Origin of the sequence: Flavobacterium cheonanense (assembly GCF_039539185.1) — a bacterium.
Lineage (GTDB): Bacteria > Bacteroidota > Bacteroidia > Flavobacteriales > Flavobacteriaceae > Flavobacterium > Flavobacterium cheonanense.
Window position 1 is genome coordinate 650,260 of sequence record NZ_BAABCT010000002.1, and the last position, 25,428, is coordinate 675,687.

Sequence of the window (25,428 nt, forward strand, 5' to 3'; positions counted from 1 at the left end):
GAATTTTATTTTCTAAATTTTAAAGACCAAATTCGTCAGTGTTTTGTTCTTCTGTATCTGTTGAATCTGTTGCTACAGAAGGCTTTGGAGCTGTCCAACAATCTACTTTTATGGCAAAATTATCCGGTCGCTCAAATTCATCTGTCGATATTTGAAGGTCTTTATCTTCATAACATTTTTCCATAAAATATCCCCAAACAGGCAGAGCTGCTGTAGCTCCTTGACCATAAGTGATGCTTTTGAAACGAGCCGAACGATCTTCACAACCAACCCAAACACCAGTTACTAGGTTTGGAACCATTCCAATAAACCAACCATCAGATTGATTTTGCGTTGTTCCAGTTTTTCCTGCAATCGGATTTTTAAACATATATGGATATCCAGTCCAACGATTATCACCACTTCCGCCACCTTCAGTTCTAAGTCTTTCGCCAGAGCCGCCTTCAGTAACACCTTCAAGAAGTTTAATTACTGCAAAAGCTACATCTTTATTTAAAACATCATGAGACTCCGGAACTGGTTCGTAAATGATAGCTCCATTTTTATCTTCAATTCTTGATATAAATTGGGGTTTTATATAAACTCCTTGATTTGCGAATGTACTATAAGCAGCAACCATATCTTGAACCGTAATATCTACAGCACCCAATGCAATGGCTGGTTGAACAGGAATTTCTGTTGTAACACCAAGTTTTTTGGTTAATTCTACAACAGCTTCTGGTCCGGTTTTATCAATTAATTTAGCCGAAATAGTGTTGATAGAATTTGCCAATGCTTTCTTTAAAGTAACCATTCCTCGGTATTTTTGATCAGAATTTCTTGGTTCCCAATCTTCGGTTACATGGTGGCGTCCTTTTCTTATCATAAAAGGTCCATCAATTATAGTATCGCAAGGAGACATTCCTAGTTGCTCAATAGCTGTAGCATAAACAAAAGGTTTAAATGTTGAACCTACTTGACGCGCTCCTTGTCCAACGTGATCGTACTGAAAATATTTATAATTTATTCCTCCAACCCAAGCTTTTACCTGGCCAGTTTGAGGCTCCATTGACATTAATCCAGCTTGCAAGAAGTGTTTGTAATATCTAATAGAATCCAGTGGAGTCATAATAGTATCTCTTTCACCTTTCCAGGTAAATACAGTCATTTTGGTTTTTTTACTGAATGAGGCAATGATTTCTTCATCTGTTTTTTCATCAGCTTTTAAAATTCTCCATCTTTCAGAATTTTTCATTGCTTGTTTGATGATTTTATCTGTTTCAGCATCAGTAATATTTATAAATGGAGCATTTTTATTTCCTTTTTGTTGAATCCAAAATTCTTCTTGTAGATTCTTCATATGAGCCAATACAGCTTCTTCAGCATGTTCTTGAATTTTTGAATCAATAGTAGTGTAAATTTTCAATCCGTCACCATAGATATCGTATTCTTCTCCATCTGGTTTCTTATTTTCTTTAACCCAATTCTTCATATAATCACGAAGATATTCTCTAAAATAAGTAGCTGTTCCGTCGAGATGACTTTCAGGATGAAAATTTAATTTTATTGGTTTTTTCTCTAAAATTTTCTTTGCAGATTCTTCTAAATGTTTATTTCGAACCAATTGACCAAGTACAATATTTCTTCTTTTAAGAGCTCTTTCTGGAAAACGATTTGGGTTGAATCTTGACGGATTTGTTAACATACCAACCAATAGAGCACTTTCTTCGACAGTTAAATCACGAGGTTCTTTACTAAAATAAACCTTTGCAGCTGAACGTATTCCAACAGCTCCGTTAACAAAATCAACTTGATTTAAGTATAAAGCAATAATTTCTTGTTTGGTATATTGTCTTTCCAAACGAATTGCAATAATCCATTCTTTAGCTTTTTGTACGATTCTAAAAGGAAGAAATTTAGAACCTTCACCATGGAATAAATTTTTTGCTAATTGTTGAGTAATAGTACTCGCACCACCATCTTTTCCTAGTTTTAATGCAGCACCAAAAGTCCTTCTTGCATCAATTCCAGAGTGTTCATAGAAACGTTCGTCTTCAGTTGAAACCAGTGCGTCTACTAGTGATTTTGGCAAATCCTTGTACTTGATAGCAGTTCTATTTTCGTTATAAAATTTACCTAAAGTAACTCCGTCAGAAGAAATGATTTCGGTAGCTAAATTAGAATCTGGATTTTCTAAATCTTCAAATGAAGGCATCTTTCCAAAAAGACCCCATGAAGCAAATAGAAAGAAAAGAAAAAGTCCGCCAAGAGTATAAAAAAATAATTTCCAAAACTTTTTTGAATAATATTTTATGTCTTTTACTTGACTTTTATTTTGAGTATTAGTTTTTTGTGCCATAATTTCTAGTCTAAAGATTCTACTCTAAAACCTATTTCGGTAATTCCTTTTAAGTTTTCAACTCCAGCTACTTTTCCGGTTTGTCTTACCGCTTGCTTGATGTGAACTTTATATTCTCCTTTTAACTTGAATTCTTCTTTTTCTTTATAAAAAAGTTTACTCTCTTTAACATCGGAAAATCCTTCTCCCATAAGTGTTCCATCCGGATTCGCCATCTGATATTCTAATGTATCAACCAATGTTTTCTTATTAGGCTGTTCTAATGCGACAATTAAAAACAAATTGTTGAACGGATAATCATTATTATCTCTAACATTTACAAACAAGTTGTATTTTTTTGAACTATCAAATTGAGGTAACTTGAAAGTCACAACGCTGTCTTTATGCCAAGAATTTCCAACTGATTTATACTCGTCGAAAACACGTTTTTTATCGCACGAAATAACTAAAAGCGCTACTAAAATAAACAGTATGCTATTTTTTATCTTCATTCTTTTTAATGATTATAGGTCTTTTATTTTGTGGTTTTTGATTTCTTTCGTCATTTCTTTTTCGCTCGTTCGGATTTTGACCTTGATTTGGTTTTGAATTAGGGTTTGAAGCGGTTTTTTCTCCTTGATTTGCGTTTGGATTTTGAGCTTTATTTTTATTTCTGTTTTTATTTTTATTCTTGCTCTTTTTTGGTTGGTCAAATCGAGTTAAACTTTCTTGTCCCATTGCATTGTTGAAGTTAGCTTCTTGTTCAACAACAATTTCAATTGCAAAATCTTCTAATGAAGAAACACGTTTTTTCTCTTTATTTTGAGCTACTATTTCTTTAACCTGATCTATTTTCAAAACATGCCAATTGGCAAAATTATCAGTGTAAGCAAACCACATCAATCCCTTAAAAATATCCTGTTTTTGGCAAATAGCATCACCTTTTTCAGTGTATAATTTGGTTTCAAAATCTGGAAAATCTTTTAATGCATCAAGATAAGTATCCAATTCATAATTCAAACAACATTTTAATTTACCACATTGTCCTGCTAATTTTTGAGGATTTAATGATAATTGTTGGTATCGAGCTGCCGATGTATTTACACTTCTAAAATCGGTTAACCAAGTTGAACAACACAACTCTCTTCCACAAGAACCAATTCCACCAAGACGCGATGCTTCTTGACGAAAACCAACTTGTTTCATTTCAATACGCGTTTTGAATACTTGTGCAAACTCCTTAATCAATTGACGAAAATCTACTCGATCATTTGCCGTGTAATAGAAAATAGCTTTTGAACCATCACCTTGAAATTCGATATCAGAAATCTTCATTTCAAGTTTTAAAGCAATAGCAATTTCACGTGCTTTTACTTTCATAGGTTCTTCTTTATCACGAGCTTCACTCCAAATGTCAATATCTTTTTGAGAAGCTTTTCTGTATACTTTTGCGATGTCAGCACTTTTATGGTCAACACCTTTTTTCTTCATTTGTACTTTTACCAATTCACCAGTAAGAGTAACAATTCCTATATCATGACCGGGCGAAGCTTCAGTTGCAACGATATCACCGATACTTAAGGTAAGTTTTTCGGTATTTCTATAAAATTCTTTACGTCCATTTTTAAAGCGCACTTCAACACAATCAAATGGCGCTTCTCCTGTTGGCAAATTCATATTTCCCAACCAATCAAAAACGGTTAATTTATTGCAGCTATCGGTGCCGCAAGTCCCATTATTTTTACAACCCTTAGGCGCACCGCCATCAGAAGTTGAACAACTTGTACATGCCATAATTATATATGTAGTATTGCTAGAAAGCAATTTAAGTTCATAAAACGATTAATTGGTAAAGATAGTATTTTTAAAAAATAAATTCCAATAAAAAAATCCCAAATTCCAAGTTTGAAAAAACTGTTGAAATTTAGGATTTTAAATAGTTGATTTTTAAAATAGTTACTCTAAAATCTTAAATAATTTATCGGATAATCTTACTCTAAAAGGTACTTCGAAGGTTACTTTATCACCAATTTTTGCAGTAGAATTTTCACTTCCGTTAACTAACATTTTATCTAAAACTAATTCTTGATTTCCTGTTGTAGGTCCCGAAATTAAAATTTTATCTCCAAGGTTTAATTCGTTATTTTCAATAATGAAAAGACCTACTTGTGCTTTTACATAATAATGTTCAGCTTTACCAAGTATAACTTTTTTTACTTTTATTTTCTGACGAATATCTTTTGTTTCTTGAGTTTTTGCTAAAGGTATATCTGATAGTTCACCTGAATGTTTGAACTTCAAATTCTCCGATTTTCCTTTTCGGAAGACTTTATTGCCCACTTGTTTCCCTCTACGAAGTTTAACTTGTTCGGCCAATGGTAAATGCGTAATTTCTAGACATTCGGTAGAGCAACAATTTTCCATTGCAGCTTTACAATCATCACATTGAATGAATAATAAATGGCAACCATCGTTTAGACAGTTAGTGTGATTATCGCAAGGTTTTCCACATTGGTGGCATTGCGAAACTATATCATCGGTAATTCTTTCACCAAGTCTGTGGTCGAAAACGAAGTTTTTTCCAATGAATTTACTTTCTAGATTTTCTTCTTTGATTTGTTTGGCATAATTGATAATTCCGCCTTCTAATTGGAACACATTTTTAAAGCCTTGGTGTTTAAAATAGGCTGATGCTTTTTCGCAACGAATTCCTCCGGTGCAATACATCACCAAATTTTTATCTTCTTTAAAGTCTTTTAATTGTTCATTAATAATCGGTAAACTTTCTCTAAAAGTTTCCACATCTGGAGTAATTGCGCCTTTAAAATGACCAATTTCACTTTCGTAGTGATTTCTAAAATCAACCACAATGGTGTTTGGATCTTCTAATATTTGGTTAAATTCTTTGGCTTTCAAATGCACACCAATATTGGTTACATCAAAAGTGTCGTCGTTCAATCCGTCGGCTACAATTTTGTCTCGAACTTTTACAGTCAATTTCAAAAACGAATGATCATCGTGCTCTACGGCAACATTCAAACGAATGCCTCGCATGAATTCATAAACTTCTAAAGTTTCTCTAAAAGCTTCAAAGTTTTCTGCTGGAACACTCATTTGAGCATTGATTCCTTCTTTGGCTACATAAGTTCGACCAAGAGCATCGAGTTGGTTCCATTGGATAAATAAATCGTCGCGAAATTTTTTGGGATCTTCAATTTTGGCATACGCATAGAAAGATAATGTAAGACGTTGTTTTCCGGCTTCATCAATTAATTGAGCTCTTTCTTCTGCGCTTAAGGTGTTATACAGTTGCATGCTATAAACGTTTTAAGATTAGAGACGCGATTAATCGCGCCTGTACAGAAATATTTTTTGAATTCTAAATGGAAGAATTCGGACGCAAATTTACATCTTTTTTCGAATAAAAAAACCCTAACAATTTTTCAATTGAAAGGGTTTCTTTTAGAGCAATTCATAATTTTAATATATCACCACACAATCTCCGTTTACGCATTCTACAGTGGTTGGAGGTAATACAACGGCACAATCTGAAATGGCATTAGTTTGGATGTTGTATTGATGATCCATTTCATTATATTCTGCAACCATTTGTTGTAATTGTGTAAGATTTACCGAACTTGGAAAAGGCAAATATTCTTTTGGTCCACCACAAGGTTTGCTGCCAAAAGCAATATAGTTACAACTTCCTGAACAATCAAAACTGTTAATATAATTAATTATTTCAGCTTTTTTTGCATCCAACATTGGTTGCGTAATTACTTCATCATTCGAACTAGAACATTGAAAAGACAAAAATGCTACTAAAAGCACGAATATTTTAAAAAGAGTTTTCATTGGTCTATATGGGTTAGGTTAAACAATTTCAATTAATAGATATTAAAACTTCAAAAAGGTTGCGTCAGAAATAAAAAAAAATCCTCTCGTTGGAAAGGATTTTATTTTTTAGCAGAATTCTGCGTAAGCGTCTTTTAAGTTTTCTGCAATCATTTCTGCAGGACGACCTTCGATGTGGTGACGTTCTAACATGTGCACTAATTCACCATTTTTGAACAAAGCCATACTTGGTGACGATGGAGGAAACGGAAACATTTCTTCTCTTGCAGCATCAACAGCTTCTTTGTCAACTCCAGCAAATACTGTTACTAAATGATCTGGTTTTTTTGCTCCGTCCAAACTCATTTTTGCTCCTGGACGAGCATTTCTAGCAGCGCAACCACAAACCGAATTTACAACTACAAGTGTTGTTCCTTCCGTTTTAATTGCATTTTTTACTTCTTCTGCGCTGTATAAATCTTGAAAACCTGCTTCAGAAAGTTCTGCTCGCATTGGTTTTACCATTTCTTCTGGATACATAATTATTTATGATTTAAGATTAACGAATTTTGAATTATGATTTTTAAAATCTTCTGCAAAGATAAATAGAATTCTAATTTTTAGAATGATTCTAATCATAAAGATTTGTTATCGTTTGATAGAGAATTTAAACTATAAAATCCTTTTAAATAATGCACTAATGAAAAGTCCTTTTGGGCATTTCCAAATCACCTGCAAATCTTCCCAAAACGTAGTTTCTTCGTCTAAGAATTTGAAAATTAGTGTGGGATTTCCTTTTTTGAAAAGCGATGAAAACACTTTTGAACCTAGCTCATTATTTTTAAACAAAACATCAATAAATAGCAAATCATAAATCCAAAATTTATCCATTTTGTGGAATTTTGTAAAATCAGTTTCCGAAGTAAGGAAGTTAATTAGTGCTTTAGATTTTTTTGTTGTGTTTTTAAAAGTATAGCCTGTACTTGCTTTTGTCCATCCGCCAACAGAACCAATATGTAGTATGTTTTTGGTGTTGTGTTTCCAAAATTTATAACTCGTCATAGGAATATTTCCTTGCTCTTTTTCGATGATTTCGTATTCAGAAATTCCTAACTTTTGAATGTACTTTTGAATTTCGTTTTCGTATTCTTCTTTAGAAAGTAAGTCTTTAGAAAACAAAGTATATTCTAATAAAGCTTCGGTTGAAGACGTTGGAAGAACATACATAAATCTTGTATTTCCTCTTTGCTCAACAGAAAAATCCATGAAAGTTGCCACATCTGGATTGAAAACTGCTTCTTTAGATTTTATAAACCAGCCAATAAAATGCTGTTGTAATAAGGGATATTTCGTTTGACTTTTTACAAGATTTGGATTATAAATAGAATTGAAAATTTTATTACAAGTATAGTTTTTACCATCCGTTTTTACGATACAATGATTTCCTAATTCTTCAAAATCGATTACTTTTTGATTTACAAAATGAATATTTTCTTGTTTAGAAATTAAATCGAAAACCAAATTGTAAAAATCCAATCCACGAACCATTTTATATTGATACGGATTCAAATCTAAATTTCGTCGGAAGTTTTCATCTGCAAAAAGTGCCACATTCCATTTTTTGGATACAATTTCATCAAATTGAGAAGAATTATCCCAAAAACACCAAGTTCTATCATTAGACTTTTTTGGATTTTCATCCAATAATAAAATGGTTTTATCTTTAAATTTACCTGACAAAATCATTTCATAAACCGTCATTAAAGCCGATAATCCTGACCCAGTGAAAATGTAGTGATAGTGTTGCATGCCTCAAAAGTAAAAAATATTAAATTACTTTTATCCAAAACAAATGTTAATCAATATGATATCGCAAGCCCAGAAAAAAGCGAATTCCTTGATTTGGTCCATAAGCATAAGTTGGATCAAATGTTAAACCATAAGGATTATCTGGTGTTGGAATTGCATTTCCATTACTATTAAATTGTACATTTTGGTCAAATGGATCATTGGCTCTCGCAATTAAAAAAGGATTTCCGCGATTGGGTGTCCAATTAAAAAGGTTTTTAATACCCGAATAGATTTCTAAATTATGAAATTTTTTATAGGTAAATTGTATGTTTTGAATACTAAATGCTTGCGAATATTCACGTCTTGGATCAAGCTCGCTTAGCAATGGTAATCGCATCGCACCAGTAAGATTTCCTGTGTAATCAAAGGAAAGATGCCATTTTGGAATCTCATAATTAATTGCCCAATTAAAGGAATATTTTTCGGTAAACAACGGAACAAAACTAACACCATCTTGTTGCGTCAATGGATCAAAATAGCTGGCTCCAACAGTTGCTTTTAGACCAAATGGCATAATCCAATCGGCATTAATACTTAGTCCGAAAATCTTGGAATATCCATTCAAATTATCGTAAACAATTTGATTAGGGTTGAGGTCATAATTAGCAAATATCCGATTTGTAAAATAGGTGTACCACGATGACATTTCTAAATTTAGAATTCCTAAATTCTCCAATTTATATTTTTTTAAATAATTTAAGTTGACGTTACAGGATGTTTCTGGTTCTAAATTATCAACTAAAACTACTTCTCTTGCACCTGAAAGTGCTTGATGGTCTTCCGTAAATAAATTAACAACCCTGAAACCTGTTCCAAAATTTAATCGTAAAATATCATCATTGGTTGGTTTCCATTTAAAAGCAACTCTTGGTGTAAAAATGGAACCATGAGCCGAGTTATAATCGTAACGCGAACCTAAAAGAAGCCCAGTTTTTTCAGAAAATTTTATATCATCTTGCACAAAAAGACTGTAAATTTTTGAATGGTCAGAAGTTGCTGTTGCTGGCGTATTGTCATTATAAAATTGATATCGAAAAGCACTTCCAAAAAGTAGCGAATGATTTTTTAGGTTCTTGTCCCAAAGGAATTGTCCGAACCCAATTTTCTGATTTGCTATGAAAGAAGAATTACCGTAAACCGAATTTTGATCATGACTAATTAATGAAAACTGTAGATACATCTTTTCTGCTATTGGCAGTTGATACTTGCCTAAAAGTTCATAACGAGAAGTGTAAATACTTTCACCATACACTTGGTTGCCACCGCGAAAACTCTTATTCCATTGCATTTCGCCACCCCAACGATCTTCATACAAATAACGAGAAACTATGTTAAATTCTTTTCCAGATTTTCGATTGATAGTCCATTTGCTAAAAAAGGAAACACGGTCTTGTAGGGCAATGTCTGTGAAATTATCATTGTTGTTGTCTATAGGGTTCTTATAAGAGAAATAATTGACCCCAAAAAGCGCATCTACTTTTTTCCCAAAACTTGTTTTATACCCTAAGTCGACGTTGTTTTCGAGCCATGAAGTTGAGAATATATCAGCAGTAAAAAGAGGAACAGTTCTCGTTTTTTTTGTTATAATGTTGATTAAGCCACCAACGGCTTCGCTTCCATAAAGTGAAGAAGCAGCGCCTTTAACAACTTCAATTCTTTTAATCATGGAATTAGGAATTCCAGATAATCCATACACCGTTCCAAGCGCACTTACTATTGGCATTCCGTCTATAGTTACCATTGTGTATGGACCATCTAGGCCATTGATTCGGATGTCGCCAGTGCCACATACATTGCAATTGTTTTGTGGTCGTAGACCGTTTACGTTTTGTAAAGCGTCTAAAACATTACTCGTTGGATTTTGTTTTAAAAATGTAGTCGTGATGACTTCAACAGGAACTGGATTTTCTAATCGTTTTACCGCTTTTAAAGTACCAGAAATAACAACTTCATCAAGTTGATTTGGAACCTCTTTAGTTATTGTGTCATTTTTCTGTGAAAGGACTAGAAATGGTAAAAGCAATAAAGCTGTTATATATTTTTTCATTTGCAAAACTAAAAATTTAGGCAAAACTAAAAATAATATTTAGTAAATCAAAAATATAATTCTATATTTGTCTTAATTAAATTTTCACAATGACAATTTCTGAAGAAAACTATATTAAAGTAATTTATCATTTATCATTAGTTTCTCCAAAAGGAGTGAATACTAATGCCATTGCAGGAATGCTAGATACCAAAGCATCATCGGTAACAGATATGTTGAAGAAATTATCTGAAAAAGAGTTGGTTTCCTATCAAAAATACCAAGGTGTTACTTTGACTGATAAAGGCTTTTATTCTGCCAAAATGATTGTTAGAAAGCATCGTTTGTGGGAAGTTTTTTTAGTAGATAAATTAAATTTTTCATGGGATGAGGTACACGAAATCGCAGAAGAATTAGAACATATAAAATCGGAAAATTTGATAAATAAATTAGATGCATTTTTAGATTTTCCATCGTTTGACCCACATGGAGATCCAATTCCGAATGCTGATGGAGAGATTAAAAAAATAAACAAGTTATTATTATCAGAAACTGAATTAAACAAAGAATACCAGTGTGTTGGAGTTAAAGATTCTTCATCAGAATTTTTACAGTATTTAGATAAGCAAAAAATTGCATTAGGTTCAAAAATCACTGTTAAAGAGAAAGAAAGTTTTGATGATACTTTACTAGTTCAGATTGATTCAAGACAATTAACGATATCAAATAAAATTGCTAATAATTTATATGTAAAATAATATGTTTCAAACAATTTTAGATTATTTCGAGAGTATTGACCCGATTTTAGCAGCTTTGTATGCCACATTATTTACTTGGTTTTTAACAGCATTTGGAGCCTCATTCGTATTCTTTTTTAAGAATATGAATCGAGTAGTTCTTGATGGAATGCTTGGTTTTACAGGTGGCGTTATGATAGCAGCAAGTTTTTGGAGTTTACTTGCGCCAGCCATTGAAATGAGTAAAGGCGAAGGTTTTGTCAAAGTAATTCCTGCTGCAGTTGGATTTGGACTAGGTGCACTTTTTATTTTTGGATTAGATAAACTACTTCCACATTTACACATTAATTTTCAAGAAACTGAAGGTGTAAAATCACCTTGGCAACGAACTACTTTGTTAGTTTTAGCAATTACTTTGCACAACATTCCTGAAGGTTTAGCCGTTGGAGTTTTATTTGGTGGAGTTGCAGCTGGAATTCCAGAAGCTTCAATTGCTGGAGCTGTAACACTTGCCATTGGAATTGGTATTCAAAATTTCCCAGAAGGAATTGCGGTTTCAATGCCATTGCGTAGAATGGGTATGAGCCGTTGGAAAAGTTTCATGTATGGTCAATCCTCTGCAATTGTAGAGCCTATAGCAGGAGTTTTTGGTGCTGTTGCTGTGACTTTTTTTACTCCACTTTTACCTTATGCTTTAGCTTTTGCTGCTGGTGCAATGATATTTGTAGTGGTTGAAGAAGTAATTCCAGAAACGCAACAGGATAAGAATACAGATATTGCTACTTTAGGATTAATTGGCGGATTTATTGTGATGATGACTTTGGATGTTGCACTTGGATAAAATGAATCTACATGATGAAAAAAATTGTTTTCTTTCTCTTATTGTCTTTTAGTATTGCTGGTTTTTCGCAGCAATCTAATAAAATAACAACTAAAAAATGTATTCCGAAAAAAGGTTATCATTTAAAGTTGATTAAAGTTTTGAATGATTCTCGCTGTCCAGAAGGTGTGACTTGTGTTTGGGCAGGAGAAGTTTCGGTTGTTGTAGCGCTTTATAATGACAAACAATTATTAGAAGAAAAAACCATTGTTTTGAATTCAAAAAACCGTGAAGAAAATATTAAATGGTTTGAAAATTATTATTCCAAGAAAATAAAACACGTTCGACTTGTACCTTATCCAAAAGAAGGAGTTGTTGTTAAGGAAAAAAATAAATTTATTGAGGTTGTTTTCCAGGATTAGTTGCAACCACAATTATCATCACCACAGTTGTTTTTTTTCTTTTTAGAAAATAACGGTTTTAGTATAAAAAATACCGCTATTGCAAGTGCTATATATACTAAAACCGTTTGTATCATTTTATTTATTTTTAAAGTTTAGCGCCAATTGATAGGTAAAAGGTTCTGCCTTCGCCAGGTAAAATACCAGGACCAGGATAACCACCAGCTCTTCTTGTAGCATAATTTTCATTAAATAGATTATTAATTCCGCCACGAATATTATAATTTTCTAAAAATTTATATTCTGCAGATAAATCAAAAACATTATATTTATCTAACAATCCAGTCAATCCATTAGCTGATGCTGTTGTTGTATTGTTTGCATCAGTAAAAATTCTTCCAGACATTTTATATTGTGCTGTTGCAGATATATTATTGTTACTCCAAGAAACCCCAAAGTTATGAATATATCTTGGTGCATTTTCTACTCTGTTTCCATTTAAATTGGTTTCTTTGATGGTAACATTTGGAGCGGTCCCTGATGCAGTAGATACAACAAAATCAGTATAGCGACTGTCGATAAAACTCACTGTTGCAAAAATATCAAGATTACCGTAGGGCTTATCTATTTCAAATAGTTTTGTAACATTTATATTAGCAAATCCTTCAATTCCTTTATTAACTGTTTCTCCTAAATTTGTTCTAAATATAAAAGTTCCTTGAGTTGGATCATTATTGATGAATTGTCTAACGCCACCAATTCTGTTGTTGTAACTTAAATAAAACAAACTCACATCAAAGTTTAAGAATTTTCTATAAGTACCTCTAAAACCTAAATCAGCATTGAATCCGCTGGCATCTTTTAAATTTGTATCGATTACATCTGTTACTGCAGGCGGAGTTAAATCTGAGAACAAAACAGGTCTGTAGGCTTGTGTAATATTTGCATACAAATTGGTTGATACAAACTTATGCTCAATTCCCAATCCGAATAATGGCTTGCTTCTCGAGATGGTTTTATTTGGAAAAGCAATATCATTTCCGCCGCTAACACCAAATCTACCTTCACCAGTATTTTTAATGTATTCATATCGAACTCCTGGTGTAATACTAAGCTTTTCGGTTACTTTGAATTGATTTTCTGCAAATACAGCTACATTTTCTGTAGTAAAATCTATATCTCGTGCATATCGTCCTTCAACAGACAAATCAAAATCTGAACCTGTAGTTCCTTTTCCTTCTTGTAATCGTTGTGTATTTGCTTTGTAAATTCGCGCTCCGAATGCAAGATTATTATTGATTTTACCTAGTTTGTATTTAAAAATATTTCTGTTTTCAACACCAAAATTTTTGTAATAATCTCTATCAACTCTTCTATTCGAATAATTATTTGTAGTTGTACTTATTGCGTCAATAGTATTTGGCGTTGCATTAAATCCAACACTATTTCTCTCTCCAATTAATCCGAATAATTTTGTATTAGATGAAAATTTATCATTGACTTTAGTGTCAAAATTGATTGAAAACAAATTCCATGGAGTTCCAAACCAGTTGCGTTCTCTTAATGATTGTTGAGAATTTGAATTAAACTGTTCGTCAGTTAAACCTCCGGCTTGTTGCATTTTATAATCCATATTGGTATATTCAGCTGACAGTTTTGTTTTTTCATTGAATCGGTATTCAATAAAAGCGTGTGTATTTCTAACAGTATATTCCGAGTTTTCTCTCCATCCGTCACCACTTCTTGAATGATTGTAAATGTAGTATGAAAATTTCTTGTATTTTCCACCAATTGCATTGTAACTACTCATTAATCCATAGCTTCCAACAGTGTTTTGGGTTTCAAAAGAAAATTTCTTTTTGTTTTCTCTTTTAAGAACATAGTTTAACATTCCACCAAATTGAGGCCCGAATTGTAAAGAAGAACCACCACGAATTAATTCAAGTGTTTCAACAGCTTCTAATGGCGGATTGTAATAAGCTTCTGGATATCCAAAGACATCAGATGAAATATCATATCCATTTTGTCTTGTGTTTAATTCCCAACTTCTGTTTGGACTTAATCCTCTAACGCCAACATTTATTTGTATTCCAGAACCTTCGTTTTCCCAAACGGTTACTCCAGGAACTCTTGAAAAAATTTCTCTTGCATTGTTAGTTGCAAAGTTACCATTGATATTAGAAAGTTTTAGGACTTCATTTTTTTTACCAGAAAAAAGAACATTTTCCTTAGTTTCTGGCATTCTTTCTGGGCTTTGTTGTTTAATAGTAATAATGACTGGTTGCAGTTTTTTTATGGTGTCATTTAGCGCTAAATCATTTTCTTGAGCTTGAATAGTAATAGCGAATAATGAGATAATTACAGAAAAATAGGTTTTCATTTTTATTTAGATTAATTCTACACAGCAAAACTATCAATTAATTCTTATTTAGACAAATTAAAAATAATAAAATTAAAATGAGAATTTCTTTATGTTTTGTTTTTAGTTATTTACGTAAAAACTTTAACATTTGTTTTTTACTTCAAAAATTGATAAGCAATTAAAGCAGTTACATAAGCAAATCCACTCATGAAAACCAATTGAATTATTGGCCATTTCCAAGAGTTAGTTTCTTTTTTTACAATAGCTAAAGTACTAACACATTGCATTGCAAAAGCATAAAAAAGAAGTAATGAAATTCCTGTAGCAAAGTTGAAAATTTTTGTTCCATCAGGATTAATTTCGGCTTCCATTCTGTTTTTTATGGTTGCTTCTTCATCGCTATGACTTCCTACGCTGTAGATTGTAGCAAGCGTTCCAACAAATACTTCACGTGCAGCAAAAGAACTTACTACAGCAATCCCAATTTTCCAATCGTATCCTAATGGTTTAATTACAGGCTCAATAGATTTACCAATGTATCCAATATAAGAATGTTCCAATTTATATTCGGAAACTCTATCAGGAATTACTGATGGATTTATTGGTGTCGGACTCGAATAAACTTCTTGCTCTACAATTTTTTGAGCATTTTTAAAATCTTTATCTGGTCCATGCGAACCCAAAAACCACAAAATAATTGATAAGGCTAAAATGATTTTTCCAGCTCCAAATACAAATGCTTTCGTTTTTTCTAAAACGTTTATTGCGACATTTTTTAACAACGGAATTTTGTAGCTAGGCATTTCAACAACAAAATAAGATTTAGAACTAATTTTTAAAATTTTGTTCAAAATATAAGCTGAAAATATAGCAACAATAAATCCCAAAAGGTACAAAACCATTAAAGTTAAACCTTGTAAACTTATGAATCCTAAAACGCGTTCTTCAGGAATTATTAATGCAATAAGAATAGCATAAACAGGCAATCTTGCTGAACAAGTTATGAAAGGTGTAACTAAAATTGTGATTAATCGCTCTTTCCAATTTTCAATATTTCTTGCACCCATGATTGCTGGAATTGCACAAGCGGTTCCCGAAATTAAGGGTACAACACTTTTTCCGGAAAGTCCATATCGGCGCATTAATTTATCCATTAAAAAAACTACACGACTCATGTAACCACTTTCTTCTAAAACAGAAATAAACAGAAATAGAAAGGCAATTTGTGGAATAAATATTAAGATTCCTCCAATTCCGGGAATAATTCCTTCGCTTATTAAATCTGTAAATTCACCTGCTGGAAGATGGGTTTTTGAATAAGAAGCCAAATTGGCAAAAGTACTATCAATAAAATCCATTGGAATGCTTGACCAATCAAAAATGGATTGAAATATTCCGAAAAGAATAACAAAGAAAATGATGTAGCCAAATATTTTGTGAGTTAAAACTCTATCTAATTTTGTTCTAATATCTGATGCTTTTGAATTATCAATCGTTTGACCAATTTTTAAAGTATCATTGATGAATTGATAGCGTTTTATGGTTTCTTTTTGTTGCAGTCGTTTCAAATCGGCATGCGATTTTGTAAACGAACTTTTCATTTCGTTTCGCTCTAAATTCAAGAAATTTACATCTTGCGTGATGACCAACCAAAGTTTGTAAACTAACTGATTTGGGAATGCTTTTCTTAATTTGTCAAAATATTCAACATCAATACTTGAAGCGTTTAAACAAGGCTCAGTTGAAAGTGATTTATAATTAAGAATTAAATCTTTGATTTTATCAATACCCAAATTTTTTCTTGAACTTACAAGAGCAATTTTAGTTTTTAATTCTTGTTCTAAATGAGGAATATCTAATTCAATTCCTTTTAATTTCATTCGGTCACACATGTTGATGACCAAAATCGTTGGAATTTCTAAATCTTTTATTTGAGTAAAAAGAAGTAAGTTTCTTTTTAGATTTTCAACCTCTGTAACTACTACAACTACATCTGGAAAATTTTCGTCTTTCTTGTTCATTAATAACTCAATGACAACATTCTCGTCAATTGAACTAGCATTTAAACTATAAGTCCCAGGTAAATCTAAAATAGTAGCTTTTACATTGTCGGAAAGTTTACAAGTTCCGATTTTCTTTTCAACAGTAATTCCAGGATAATTTCCAACTTGTTGGTGCAAGCCAGTAAGCTGATTAAAAACCGAAGTTTTACCAGTGTTTGGATTACCAATTAGCGCTACTTTGATAGTTTCTTGTGCCATTAATTTTTAGATTCAATGACAACATTAATTTCTTTTGCAGTTTCCAATCTAATAGCCACATGCGAGTCATTGACATTAAAATATAGAGGACAACCAAAAGGTGCAATTTGAATCAATTCAACGGTATTGCCAGGAAGACAGCCCATTTCTAGGAGTTTCAATGGAATTTCATCGATATTAAAATCGGATATAATTCCTTTTTGACCAATTTTGAGTTGAGCAATTGTGGTTTCCAAAGCTTTATTTAGATTGAATTAAAATACAAAAGTAAGAATTTGAAATGTAAAAAACATGATTATTGTCAAGTTTAAGATTTTATTTAACCTTGTTTACGATAAAGGCAGAAGTAAAGTTAGAGACTAAACTACTTTTCTTCTTCACAAAGGATTGTGATGTCTTCCAAAAGTTGTTTTACATTTTTAATTCCTGGCTCAGTTGGTCCATCAAGATTGGTTCCGTCATAAAATCCGCGCACTCTTCTTTTTGAATCTACTAAAACAAAATTTTCTGTGTGAACCATATCATAAATTTCCTCTGGTTTTCCAGTTTTTACAGCCAAATACGATTTTCTTGCAATGTAATAGATGTCTTTTTTATCTCCAGTAACTAAGTTCCATTTGCTATCAATCACACCTTTTTCTAAAGCATATTTTTTTAAAACTGGAACACTATCAATATCTGGGGTAACCGAATGTGACAAGAGCATCACTTTAGGATTATTTTTAATTTGATTTTGTAGCCAAACCATATTACTAGTCATTTTAGGACAAATAGTTGGGCAAGTGGTAAAGAAAAAATCAGCAACATAAATTTTTCCTTCATAATCTTTTTGGGTAACAACTTTACCGTTTTGATTGGTAAATTTAAAATCAGCAATTTCGTGATCTATGGCTACATATTGTATCGTAGAATCAACTAATTCTGGATTTACATCACTTGGATTGAATATAGGAAGTTTAGGTTTCGGTTTTAAAACAGTGTAAAAAGCACTAATTGTAATGATTGAAAATATCACAAAAAAGCCAATAAAAATTCTATATTGTTTTAATTTAGAAAGCATACTTATTTTTTTTGCGAAATTACGAAACAACTTTTGTTTACATCAAATATAGTTAGCTTATATAATTGCGATTAAGTGATTTTTAACATTTGATTAATGAAAAAATGAATAGATTTGTGGAAACAATCAAATTAAATATGAAAAATAAAATTAAATATGGTTTTGTTGTAGCAAGTTTGTTTGCTCTAAATCAAATTAATGCACAACAAAAAAATCCAGGAATCAATCTAGATTTAATGGATAAGTCAGTAAAACCTGGAGACGATTTTTTCAGATATGTAAATGGTTCATGGTTTGACAAAACTGAAATTCCTGCTGATAGAACACGTTGGGGAAGCTTTGATGAATTGCGTCAGAATACTGATAAAGATGCTTTAGCAATTTTAAAAGATGCAGCTTCTAAAAAATTAGATCCAAAATCAGATCAAGCAAAAGCAGTTAATGTTTACAGAACATATATGGATACTATTTCAAGAAATAAACTTGGAATAAAACCAATAAAACCAATTTTAGCTAAAATTGATGCTGTAAAATCAATAGCAGATTTGAATAAGTTAATTATTGAAATGCAACCTCAAGGCGGTTTAGGTTTTTATGGAATTGGAGTTGGTCCAGACGCAAAAAACAGTAACAGAAATGTTGTAAATATCGGACTAGGAAGTTTGGGTTTACCAGACAGAGATTACTATGTTTCTGAAGATGCTGATTCTAAAGAAAAACGTGAAAAATATGTTGCTCACGTTGCAAGAATGCTTCAATTTATTGGTGAAAAACCAGAAGTTGCTTTAGCAAATGCTAAAAAAGTCCTAGCTATAGAAATTGCAATGGCAACTCCACGTTTAGACAGAGTAGAAAGAAGAGATAGAAGAAAGACTTACAATCCAATGTCGGTTGCAGATTTGCAAAAATTAACGCCATCAGTAAATTGGGATAGTTACATTAAAGGTGTTGGAATTTCAAAATTGGATTCAGTTATTGTATCGCAACCAAAATACATGACAGCTCTTGAAACTATTTTTAAAGAAAATAAAATTGACGAGTGGAAAGCCTATTTACGTTGGTCATTACTTAATAAATCTTCAGATGTTTTAACTACCGATTTAGAAAAAGCAAATTGGGATTTTTATAGCAAAACATTACAAGGAGCAAAAGCACAACGTCCAAGAGAAGAAAGAGCTTTGCAAGTTGTAAACGGAACTGTTGGTGAGGCATTAGGAAAATTGTATGTAGAACAAAAATTTCCAGCGGAAGCTAAAGAAAAAGCAAGAAAAATGATAGGTAATATCTTTTTAGCTTTTGAAAACAGAATCAATAATTTACCATGGATGACACCTGCAACAAGAAAAGGAGCCATTGAAAAATTAAGAAAATCAGTTGTAAAAATTGGTTATCCAGACAAATGGAAAGATTATTCTAAATTAGAAATTAAGAGTATTGAAGAAGGCGGAAACTACTATGATAACATGAAAAGTTTATCTAAATGGGGTTTTCAAAATAATATCGATGATTTGCAAAAACCAGTAGACAAAACTCGTTGGGGAATGTCACCACAAACAGTAAACGCTTATTACAATCCATCATATAATGAAATTGTGTTTCCAGCAGCAATTTTGCAACCACCATTTTATGATTATAAAGCAGATGAAGCTGTAAATTATGGTGGAATTGGAGCTGTAATTGGACACGAAATTTCACATGGATTTGATGATTCAGGTTCAAGATATAACGCCGATGGTAATCTTATTAATTGGTGGACAGAAGACGATTTAAAACAATTTACTGGACTTGGTGGTGCATTAGCTGCTCAATACAGCGCATTAGAACCATTGCCAGGAACTTTTGTTGATGGTAAATTCACACTTGGAGAAAATATCGGAGACTTGGGTGGAATTAATGCCGCTTATGACGGATTACAAATACATTTAAAACAAAATGGAAATCCGGGATTAATCGATGGTTATACACCAGAACAACGTTTGTTTATTTCTTGGGCAACCATTTGGAGAAGTAAAATGCGTGATGAAGCCATTAAAAATCAAGTAAAAACAGATCCGCATTCGCCAGGACAATATCGTGCTTACGTACCATTGTTGAACGTTGATGAATTTTATAAAGCATTCGACATAAAAGAAACAGACAAATTATTTGTTAAGCCAGAAGATAGAGTTAAAATTTGGTAGAAAAAATAAAACCTCAAGTTAATCTTGAGGTTTTTTTATGCTTTTCAATAACCCAACCACACTAACCAAAGCCCAAGTTCCTTCTAAAATTATAAACGGAATATAATTTATTAAGTATGATGTATAACAAGCTATACTTGCACCTATTATATTTAGAAAAAAATATAAATTCCCATTTTGTTTTATAATTGAGAAATTATTTAAGAAATAAGCAATCAAGATAATTAAAACTCCAATTGAACCAATTATATCATTGTATGACATACAATTAGTTAATTAAATAGGTTTCCATAAATTTTATCACCGCCAATCGCTGAAAATCAACGTTCGGTTTTTTTCTAAAACCATGACCCTCGTCTTTTGCTTCAAGATACCAAACTATGTTTCCTTGTGCTTTTAGTTTATCGCGCATTTGTGTTGCTTCTGTAACAGGAACTCTTGGCTTGTATTATAAACATTGGTTTCTTTATTTTTTCGGTATTATTTAAAGGTGATATTTTTTCTAAAAAAGCAGCCATTTCCGGAATTCTTTCATCGCCATATTCAACTCTTCTTAAATCTCTTCGGTATTCTTCGGTATTTTTTAGAAATGTATTAAAATTTGATATTCCTACAACATCTACCGAACATTTTATTCTGTCTGCATAATGAAATGCAGTAGCTAAAGTCATATAACCTCCATAACTTCCGCCCATTATCATTATTCTGTCTTTATCTAAATCGGATTGTAATGCAATCCAATCGAGTAAAGCGCCAATGTCTTTTACAGAATCTTCTCTTAAAAAACCATTGTCTTTGGCAATATATGTTTTGCCAAAACCTGATGACCCACGTACATTTGGGTAAATGATTGCAATTCCCATTTCGTTGGTGTAATAATTATTTGACCCCAAAAATGAAGCAGTTGATTGTCCTTCTGGTCCGCCATGAATACTAATTAAAACTGGACGTTTACCAGTAAATTTTGCAGCAGCAGGATAATAAAAACCTGAAATTGTCATTTTATCAAAACTTTTCCATTCAATGAATTTTGGTTTCGACATGTCTTCTTTTTGCATTTCTCCCAATTCACTTTCTGTCCAACGAATAATTTTTTTATCATTAAAATTTAATTGATACACATCAGATGACGAATCGGCTGTAGATTGAGTAAAAAATAAAGACTTCCCATTTTTTGTGAAACTAATTCCACTAATTAATCCAATTGGAACATTTACTTCGTTATATTTTTTGGTTGCCCCATCCATTATATACATTTTATTTAAACCACCTTCGTTTGTGATAAATGCTAATTTTGTTTTGTCTTCCGATAAGGTATAATCATCAACATCCCATGGAATTGAAGAAGTATGATATGTAATTTTTTTGGTTTCTAAATTCATTGTTGCCAATCGTTGAAATTCATTTTCTCTATCGGTAACAAACCAAATTTCATTTTTATTTACCGAGAAACTAGCACCACTTTGAACAATATTTTTGTCTTTTCGATTGGTTACTTCCGACAATTTGCCAGTTTGTGTATCTAACATCCAAATAAAAGACTCGTTTGCCGAAATATATTCGCTAATTAGCAACGCTTTTCCATCCTCTGAAATATCATTAATTCCCCAACCACCACCTTTTACTTCTAAAATTAGCTTAGTGTTTTTAGCATCATTGGGATTCATAAAATAAATATCTCTATCTCCACCATTTCGTTTGGTTGAAGAAAAATAAAAACCAGAACCATCTTTTTTCCAGATTGCACCACCATTTTGTGATCTTCCGCCATCTGTAAGCATCGTAGATTGAAGTGTTTTTAAATCCAATTTAAAAAGTTGACCAAATTCGTTTCCTCCAACATCTTTAGAGTAAATTAAATACTCACCTTTTGTTGGTTCATATTGCCCATTTCCCATAGGTTCATCAAAAAAGGTAAACTGTTTTCTGCTTCCCATTGGTTGCGAAACTTTGTGTAATTGGTTGGTTGCACCAAAACGTGTAGTGATAATAATTTCTTCTAGTGTAGGATGAATTGCAACCAAAGAAGCACCGCGAGACTCTGAATATTTTTTAACTTGTGTTGCTAAATCTTTTGAAATTTCCGGAATATTTTCTGTAATTAAATTATCGTTTGGAACTACAAGATTTTTCTTTTCTTGAGCAAATGAAAATAGCGTAAAAACAACCGTAATGAGTAAAAATAATTGTTTGGTTTTCATGATGTTTAGTTTATTGATGATATTATTTAGTCTGTCCTTTTTATAAAAATGTTATACAAATATAAACTTAAAGTTCTGGAAATGAGTAATTATAGTTTAAAGTTTCGATAACTTTTTTACTCAAAATCGTTTTCCCAATAGAAATTTTACTTTCATCAAATTCTGGCAAAGGCAAATTAAGTTCGATTGCTCTATGAGTGTAATATTCTTTTCGAATTGGATGATAAGGTGTTACAGCATTATAAGTTTCTTGCCAAGAATTGGTTTCATAAATCGCTTCAATAATTCCAATACAATCCGCTTGATGAATTAGGTTTATTGGACCTTCCGGATTTTCGATGTTTTTTCTTCCAGCTAAAAATTTAATTGGATGTCTTTCTTCACCAATCAATCCACCAAAACGTACAATTGTGGTTTGAAAATTGCTATTGCTTTGCAAAAGTTGTTCGGCTTCTAGCAATTGTTTTCCGCTTTCGGTATCAGGATTTGGAATTGTTTCTTCTGAAACATTACGCAAATCTGAAGTATCTTCATAAACCGAAGTTGAACTCACAAAAATCACTTTTTCAACCGATGATTTTTCAATAAACGGAATTACATTTTGGATTTTAGCGACAAAATTTTCAGAAGAATCACCTCGTAATTTTGGAGGAATATCTATAATAAGGACATCTGAATTTTGGAGAAAATTTTCTATAGAAATTTTAGTTTCATTAGACACTTCGACTGCGCTCAGTGAGACAAGAAACGGATGAATACCAGCATTTTCCAAAACAGCAATTTTTTCCACAGAAGTTGTAGAACCATTTACAGAAAATCCTTTTTCAATCAACGATTTTGCTAATGGTAATCCTAGCCAACCACAACCTAAAATACTAATTTGTTTCATGTATGCTGAACTTGTTTCAGCATCTCAATTTGCTGAATTATTTTATAAAATCGTTAATCTGTGGCAGATTGTTTTAAAGTATCAATTACAATATTTCGATAAACTCTTTCAGGCAAAGGTTTCGGATTGTCTTCTAAAATCGGACTCGCTTTTACTTTTCCTTTTACTACAACTGCATCCGTTAAAACAAATGGCGTCGGAATCATCCAATCGCGTCTTTTTGCCATACTGAATGATGGATTCGTCATCAAATCGAAAGAACTTTCTACAAAATTCATATCCAGTTTACCATCATTTGAAATTGAAAATTCTAATTCCAAAGGTAAATTATCTACCACATAATAACTCAAAATCTTGTTGCTTATTTTGCCCGAAATTTTACTCTCTAAGTCAATCGATTTTACTCCATTGGCTTTCAGATTATTCATTTTTGTATTGGAGAAAATATCATATCGGTTTACTTTTCTATTTGGCGAAAGCTTAATTTTCAAATAGCGTTTTGTTCCAATTACAGAATCTTTAAGGAATTCAATCGTTGGTTTTTCAATATTTTTCGATGGCGCATCACTCATAAAGGTAAATTCTGAACCATATTTACTATACAATTTATTAGTATTTAATGATTTGGCATTTTTCGGATTTTCGCCCAAATAGCCTTTTGTCCATTCGTCCAAATTGGTGTCGTAAGTTGCCCAATTCGCTTTGTTGGAATCAGCATTTAAAACATAAACCAAACTATTAGGTTTTGCTTTTCCATAAACATATCCACTCGATTGATGTGCTTTTATAAACAACCCAATGGCTAGTAAAAAGAACAAAGTTGCCCAGAGTTTCTTTTGTGTAAACGAACCAAAAATTGGAAGCAATAAAACAAAACTCAAAACCGTTAAAACCGAACTTCCAACCAGTATTTTCAGTCCCAAACCAATAGGAAACATTTGAATAAATGGCGCCAAGATTATCAAAGTTGGAAGTGCCAAAATCAGATTTAAAACCGAATTTGTTTTTTGAGTAACCACATAATAACCTAACATAAATGTGCTGGAAATTACCGGAATTATTAAAAATCCTGCGCCTTGAAGTTTTAAGAAAATTCCAATATTTAATAATAACCAAATAAATAACGGAGCAATCATCTGATTCATTTCCAAATATTTTTTAGCCGTTTTTCCGTAAAACAAAAAGCAAATTGCTAACGTCAAACACACAAATCCGTAAATGTAATCGTGACCATTGTAAGTAAATCCGTGGAGAATATCATTGTATTGTGGATAAATGGCTAATAAAGTTCTCCATCCCAAAAAAGTAATTCCACCACCAACAATTAAAGAACCTAATAGCGGAACAAATCCTTTAATTATCTCGTCTAAACGTAAAAGTTGTTTTCCTAATCCTATGAAAATGAATATTAGAAATAGTCCGAAAGCAATAATCAACATCGGCAAAATCCACTCAAAAGGATAACTCACAAATGAAAATGGAATAGAAAAATAAACTTTATCGTTTTTAGAATTTAAGTTGGTCAAATCTGCATTAGAGAAATGTTTCAACAACGGAAACAAATACGTTCCTTGATGTGCCAAGGTTTTTGGATCTAAATGTTCGTATTTATCTTGCGAAGTATGGTAATCAAAATGATCGTCAATAAAAGCAAAATTGAAGCCTTGAATTTTACCACTTTCTCTAAAAACGGTCAAATCGGTGTCATTAGGTAACATTTTATAAATGCTATACATCAACGAATTTGAAACCGGATAGCGCAATTTCCCATCAGAGAAACCATCAACCATTTTGGCATTTCCTTCGTTGGTTTCCATCAACATATAACTTGGTCCACCACTTCCACGAGCTTCAAAATTTAACACTAAACCAACTTCTTTTGCCCATTGGTGTTGCGTTACAAAAAGCGCTGCGCCATTTAATCCTAATTCCTCAGCATCCGAAAATAAAATGATGATGTCGTTTTTATGTTTTGTTTTTGTGTGTAAAAAAGCACGAACATTTTCAAGAATTGTTGCCACACCAGAAGCATCGTCACTTGCACCGTGAGAATAAGAATGTGGCGCTGAATCATAATGAGAAAGCAGCAACAATGCTTTTGTATTAGAATTGCCTTTTATCCTTGCCAATACATTTTTAGATTTTACCAAAGTGCCCTTTTCAGTCATCGTAAAACCTTCTTGAAGTGACGTTTGTAAACCTAAATTTTGCAATTCTTTGACCAAATATTGCGCAACCACTTCATGATTTTGCGAACCTACATAATGTGGTTTAGTAGTCATTTCTTTCACTTTTACCAACGCACGTTTGGTCGAAAATTCCGAAAGTGGCGCTTCGGTTGTGTCATAATTTTGAGGCATCATAAAATAAAAAATGCCAAACAATAGCGCCACAAGCACCAACATTATATATAGAGAAGAGTAGTTTTTTTTCATTTATACTGAACTTGTTTCTGTATCTTTTTTAGATACTTTATTATTTTTATAACT

The 25,428-nt window shown here is 32.2% G+C and carries 22 protein-coding genes; 4 read left to right on the top strand and 18 right to left on the bottom strand.

From position 1 onward, the window contains the following. Positions 1-19 precede the first annotated feature (19 nt). The 8 genes from ABD766_RS06445 to ABD766_RS06480 all read right to left on the bottom strand — a co-directional run bounded on the left by ABD766_RS06445 (position 20) and on the right by ABD766_RS06480 (position 10,049). Positions 20-2,338, bottom strand: a complete 2,319-nt coding sequence (locus ABD766_RS06445; RefSeq protein WP_344815890.1) for a penicillin-binding protein 1A — start codon at positions 2,336-2,338, stop codon at positions 20-22. 5 nt (positions 2,339-2,343) lie between these two features. Next, positions 2,344-2,829 carry a gliding motility lipoprotein GldH gene (locus tag ABD766_RS06450; RefSeq protein WP_298308739.1) on the bottom strand — a complete coding sequence of 162 codons (486 nt, stop codon included), beginning with the start codon at positions 2,827-2,829 and terminating at the stop codon, positions 2,344-2,346. After that, positions 2,813-4,111: a PSP1 domain-containing protein gene (locus ABD766_RS06455; protein ID WP_298308742.1), complete on the bottom strand. Its 1,299-nt coding sequence runs from the start codon at positions 4,109-4,111 to the stop codon at positions 2,813-2,815. The genes ABD766_RS06450 and ABD766_RS06455 overlap by 17 nt, the downstream gene beginning before the upstream one ends. 162 nt (positions 4,112-4,273) lie before the next feature. After that, a complete protein-coding gene (gene trhO / locus ABD766_RS06460) occupies positions 4,274-5,632 on the bottom strand; it encodes an oxygen-dependent tRNA uridine(34) hydroxylase TrhO (RefSeq protein ID WP_344815891.1) in 1,359 nt (452 codons plus the stop codon). Positions 5,633-5,797: 165 nt separating this feature from the next. Beyond that, complete coding sequence (locus ABD766_RS06465; protein ID WP_344815892.1) at positions 5,798-6,172, bottom strand: hypothetical protein; 375 nt, start codon at positions 6,170-6,172, stop codon at positions 5,798-5,800. A gap of 108 nt (positions 6,173-6,280) precedes the next feature. Beyond that, on the bottom strand, positions 6,281-6,691 hold the full coding sequence (locus ABD766_RS06470; protein WP_298117920.1) for a BrxA/BrxB family bacilliredoxin: 411 nt from the start codon (positions 6,689-6,691) through the stop codon (positions 6,281-6,283). A 132-nt stretch (positions 6,692-6,823) separates the two neighbouring features. Next, positions 6,824-7,960 carry a lycopene cyclase family protein gene (locus ABD766_RS06475; protein WP_344815893.1) on the bottom strand — a complete coding sequence of 379 codons (1,137 nt, stop codon included), beginning with the start codon at positions 7,958-7,960 and terminating at the stop codon, positions 6,824-6,826. Positions 7,961-8,006: 46 nt separating this feature from the next. After that, complete coding sequence (locus ABD766_RS06480) at positions 8,007-10,049, bottom strand: TonB-dependent receptor plug domain-containing protein (RefSeq protein WP_344815894.1); 2,043 nt, start codon at positions 10,047-10,049, stop codon at positions 8,007-8,009. Between the two features lie 89 nt (positions 10,050-10,138). Between ABD766_RS06480 and ABD766_RS06485 the strand changes: the two genes are divergently transcribed. The 3 genes from ABD766_RS06485 to ABD766_RS06495 are packed head-to-tail and all read left to right on the top strand — an operon-like array spanning position 10,139 to position 12,007. Continuing rightward, a complete protein-coding gene (locus ABD766_RS06485; RefSeq protein WP_344815895.1) occupies positions 10,139-10,786 on the top strand; it encodes a metal-dependent transcriptional regulator in 648 nt (215 codons plus the stop codon). A 1-nt stretch (position 10,787) separates the two neighbouring features. Further along, a complete protein-coding gene (locus tag ABD766_RS06490) occupies positions 10,788-11,606 on the top strand; it encodes a ZIP family metal transporter (RefSeq protein ID WP_344815896.1) in 819 nt (272 codons plus the stop codon). Positions 11,607-11,617: 11 nt separating this feature from the next. Then, entirely contained in the window at positions 11,618-12,007 is a 390-nt protein-coding gene (locus tag ABD766_RS06495) for a hypothetical protein (protein ID WP_344815897.1), read from the top strand. Here ABD766_RS06495 and ABD766_RS06500 read toward each other — a convergent pair. The 5 genes from ABD766_RS06500 to ABD766_RS06520 all read right to left on the bottom strand — a co-directional run bounded on the left by ABD766_RS06500 (position 12,004) and on the right by ABD766_RS06520 (position 17,669). Beyond that, entirely contained in the window at positions 12,004-12,123 is a 120-nt protein-coding gene (locus tag ABD766_RS06500; RefSeq protein ID WP_298308765.1) for a FeoB-associated Cys-rich membrane protein, read from the bottom strand. The genes ABD766_RS06495 and ABD766_RS06500 overlap by 4 nt on opposite strands. A gap of 11 nt (positions 12,124-12,134) precedes the next feature. Beyond that, the gene (locus ABD766_RS06505) at positions 12,135-14,366 is read right to left on the bottom strand and encodes a TonB-dependent receptor family protein (RefSeq protein ID WP_344815898.1); all 2,232 of its coding nucleotides are present in this window, start codon (positions 14,364-14,366) and stop codon (positions 12,135-12,137) included. Positions 14,367-14,503: 137 nt separating this feature from the next. Continuing rightward, positions 14,504-16,609 carry a ferrous iron transport protein B gene (gene feoB, locus ABD766_RS06510; RefSeq protein ID WP_344815899.1) on the bottom strand — a complete coding sequence of 702 codons (2,106 nt, stop codon included), beginning with the start codon at positions 16,607-16,609 and terminating at the stop codon, positions 14,504-14,506. Continuing rightward, complete coding sequence (locus tag ABD766_RS06515; RefSeq protein WP_344815900.1) at positions 16,609-16,845, bottom strand: FeoA family protein; 237 nt, start codon at positions 16,843-16,845, stop codon at positions 16,609-16,611. Before ABD766_RS06515 ends, feoB begins: the two co-directional genes overlap by 1 nt. Before the next feature lie 128 nt (positions 16,846-16,973). After that, positions 16,974-17,669: an SCO family protein gene (locus ABD766_RS06520; protein WP_344815901.1), complete on the bottom strand. Its 696-nt coding sequence runs from the start codon at positions 17,667-17,669 to the stop codon at positions 16,974-16,976. Positions 17,670-17,806: 137 nt separating this feature from the next. On the opposite strand from ABD766_RS06520, the gene ABD766_RS06525 reads away from it, so the two are divergent. Next, positions 17,807-19,849 (top strand): M13 family metallopeptidase, encoded by a 2,043-nt coding sequence (locus ABD766_RS06525; RefSeq protein WP_344815902.1) that lies wholly within the window; start codon positions 17,807-17,809, stop codon positions 19,847-19,849. Positions 19,850-19,867: 18 nt separating this feature from the next. Here ABD766_RS06525 and ABD766_RS06530 read toward each other — a convergent pair whose 3' ends face one another. The 5 genes from ABD766_RS06530 to ABD766_RS06550 all read right to left on the bottom strand — a co-directional run bounded on the left by ABD766_RS06530 (position 19,868) and on the right by ABD766_RS06550 (position 25,374). Beyond that, on the bottom strand, positions 19,868-20,113 hold the full coding sequence (locus ABD766_RS06530) for a CBU_0592 family membrane protein (protein ID WP_344815903.1): 246 nt from the start codon (positions 20,111-20,113) through the stop codon (positions 19,868-19,870). A 4-nt stretch (positions 20,114-20,117) separates the two neighbouring features. Next, on the bottom strand, positions 20,118-20,261 hold the full coding sequence (locus ABD766_RS06535; RefSeq protein ID WP_344815905.1) for a hypothetical protein: 144 nt from the start codon (positions 20,259-20,261) through the stop codon (positions 20,118-20,120). Next, entirely contained in the window at positions 20,251-22,050 is a 1,800-nt protein-coding gene (locus tag ABD766_RS06540; protein ID WP_344815906.1) for a S9 family peptidase, read from the bottom strand. Before ABD766_RS06540 ends, ABD766_RS06535 begins: the two co-directional genes overlap by 11 nt. A gap of 67 nt (positions 22,051-22,117) precedes the next feature. After that, positions 22,118-22,939: an SDR family oxidoreductase gene (locus ABD766_RS06545; protein WP_344815907.1), complete on the bottom strand. Its 822-nt coding sequence runs from the start codon at positions 22,937-22,939 to the stop codon at positions 22,118-22,120. Positions 22,940-22,992: 53 nt separating this feature from the next. Further along, positions 22,993-25,374, bottom strand: coding sequence for a M20/M25/M40 family metallo-hydrolase (locus ABD766_RS06550; protein WP_344815908.1), 2,382 nt, complete (start codon positions 25,372-25,374; stop codon positions 22,993-22,995). Positions 25,375-25,428: the final 54 nt, after the last annotated feature.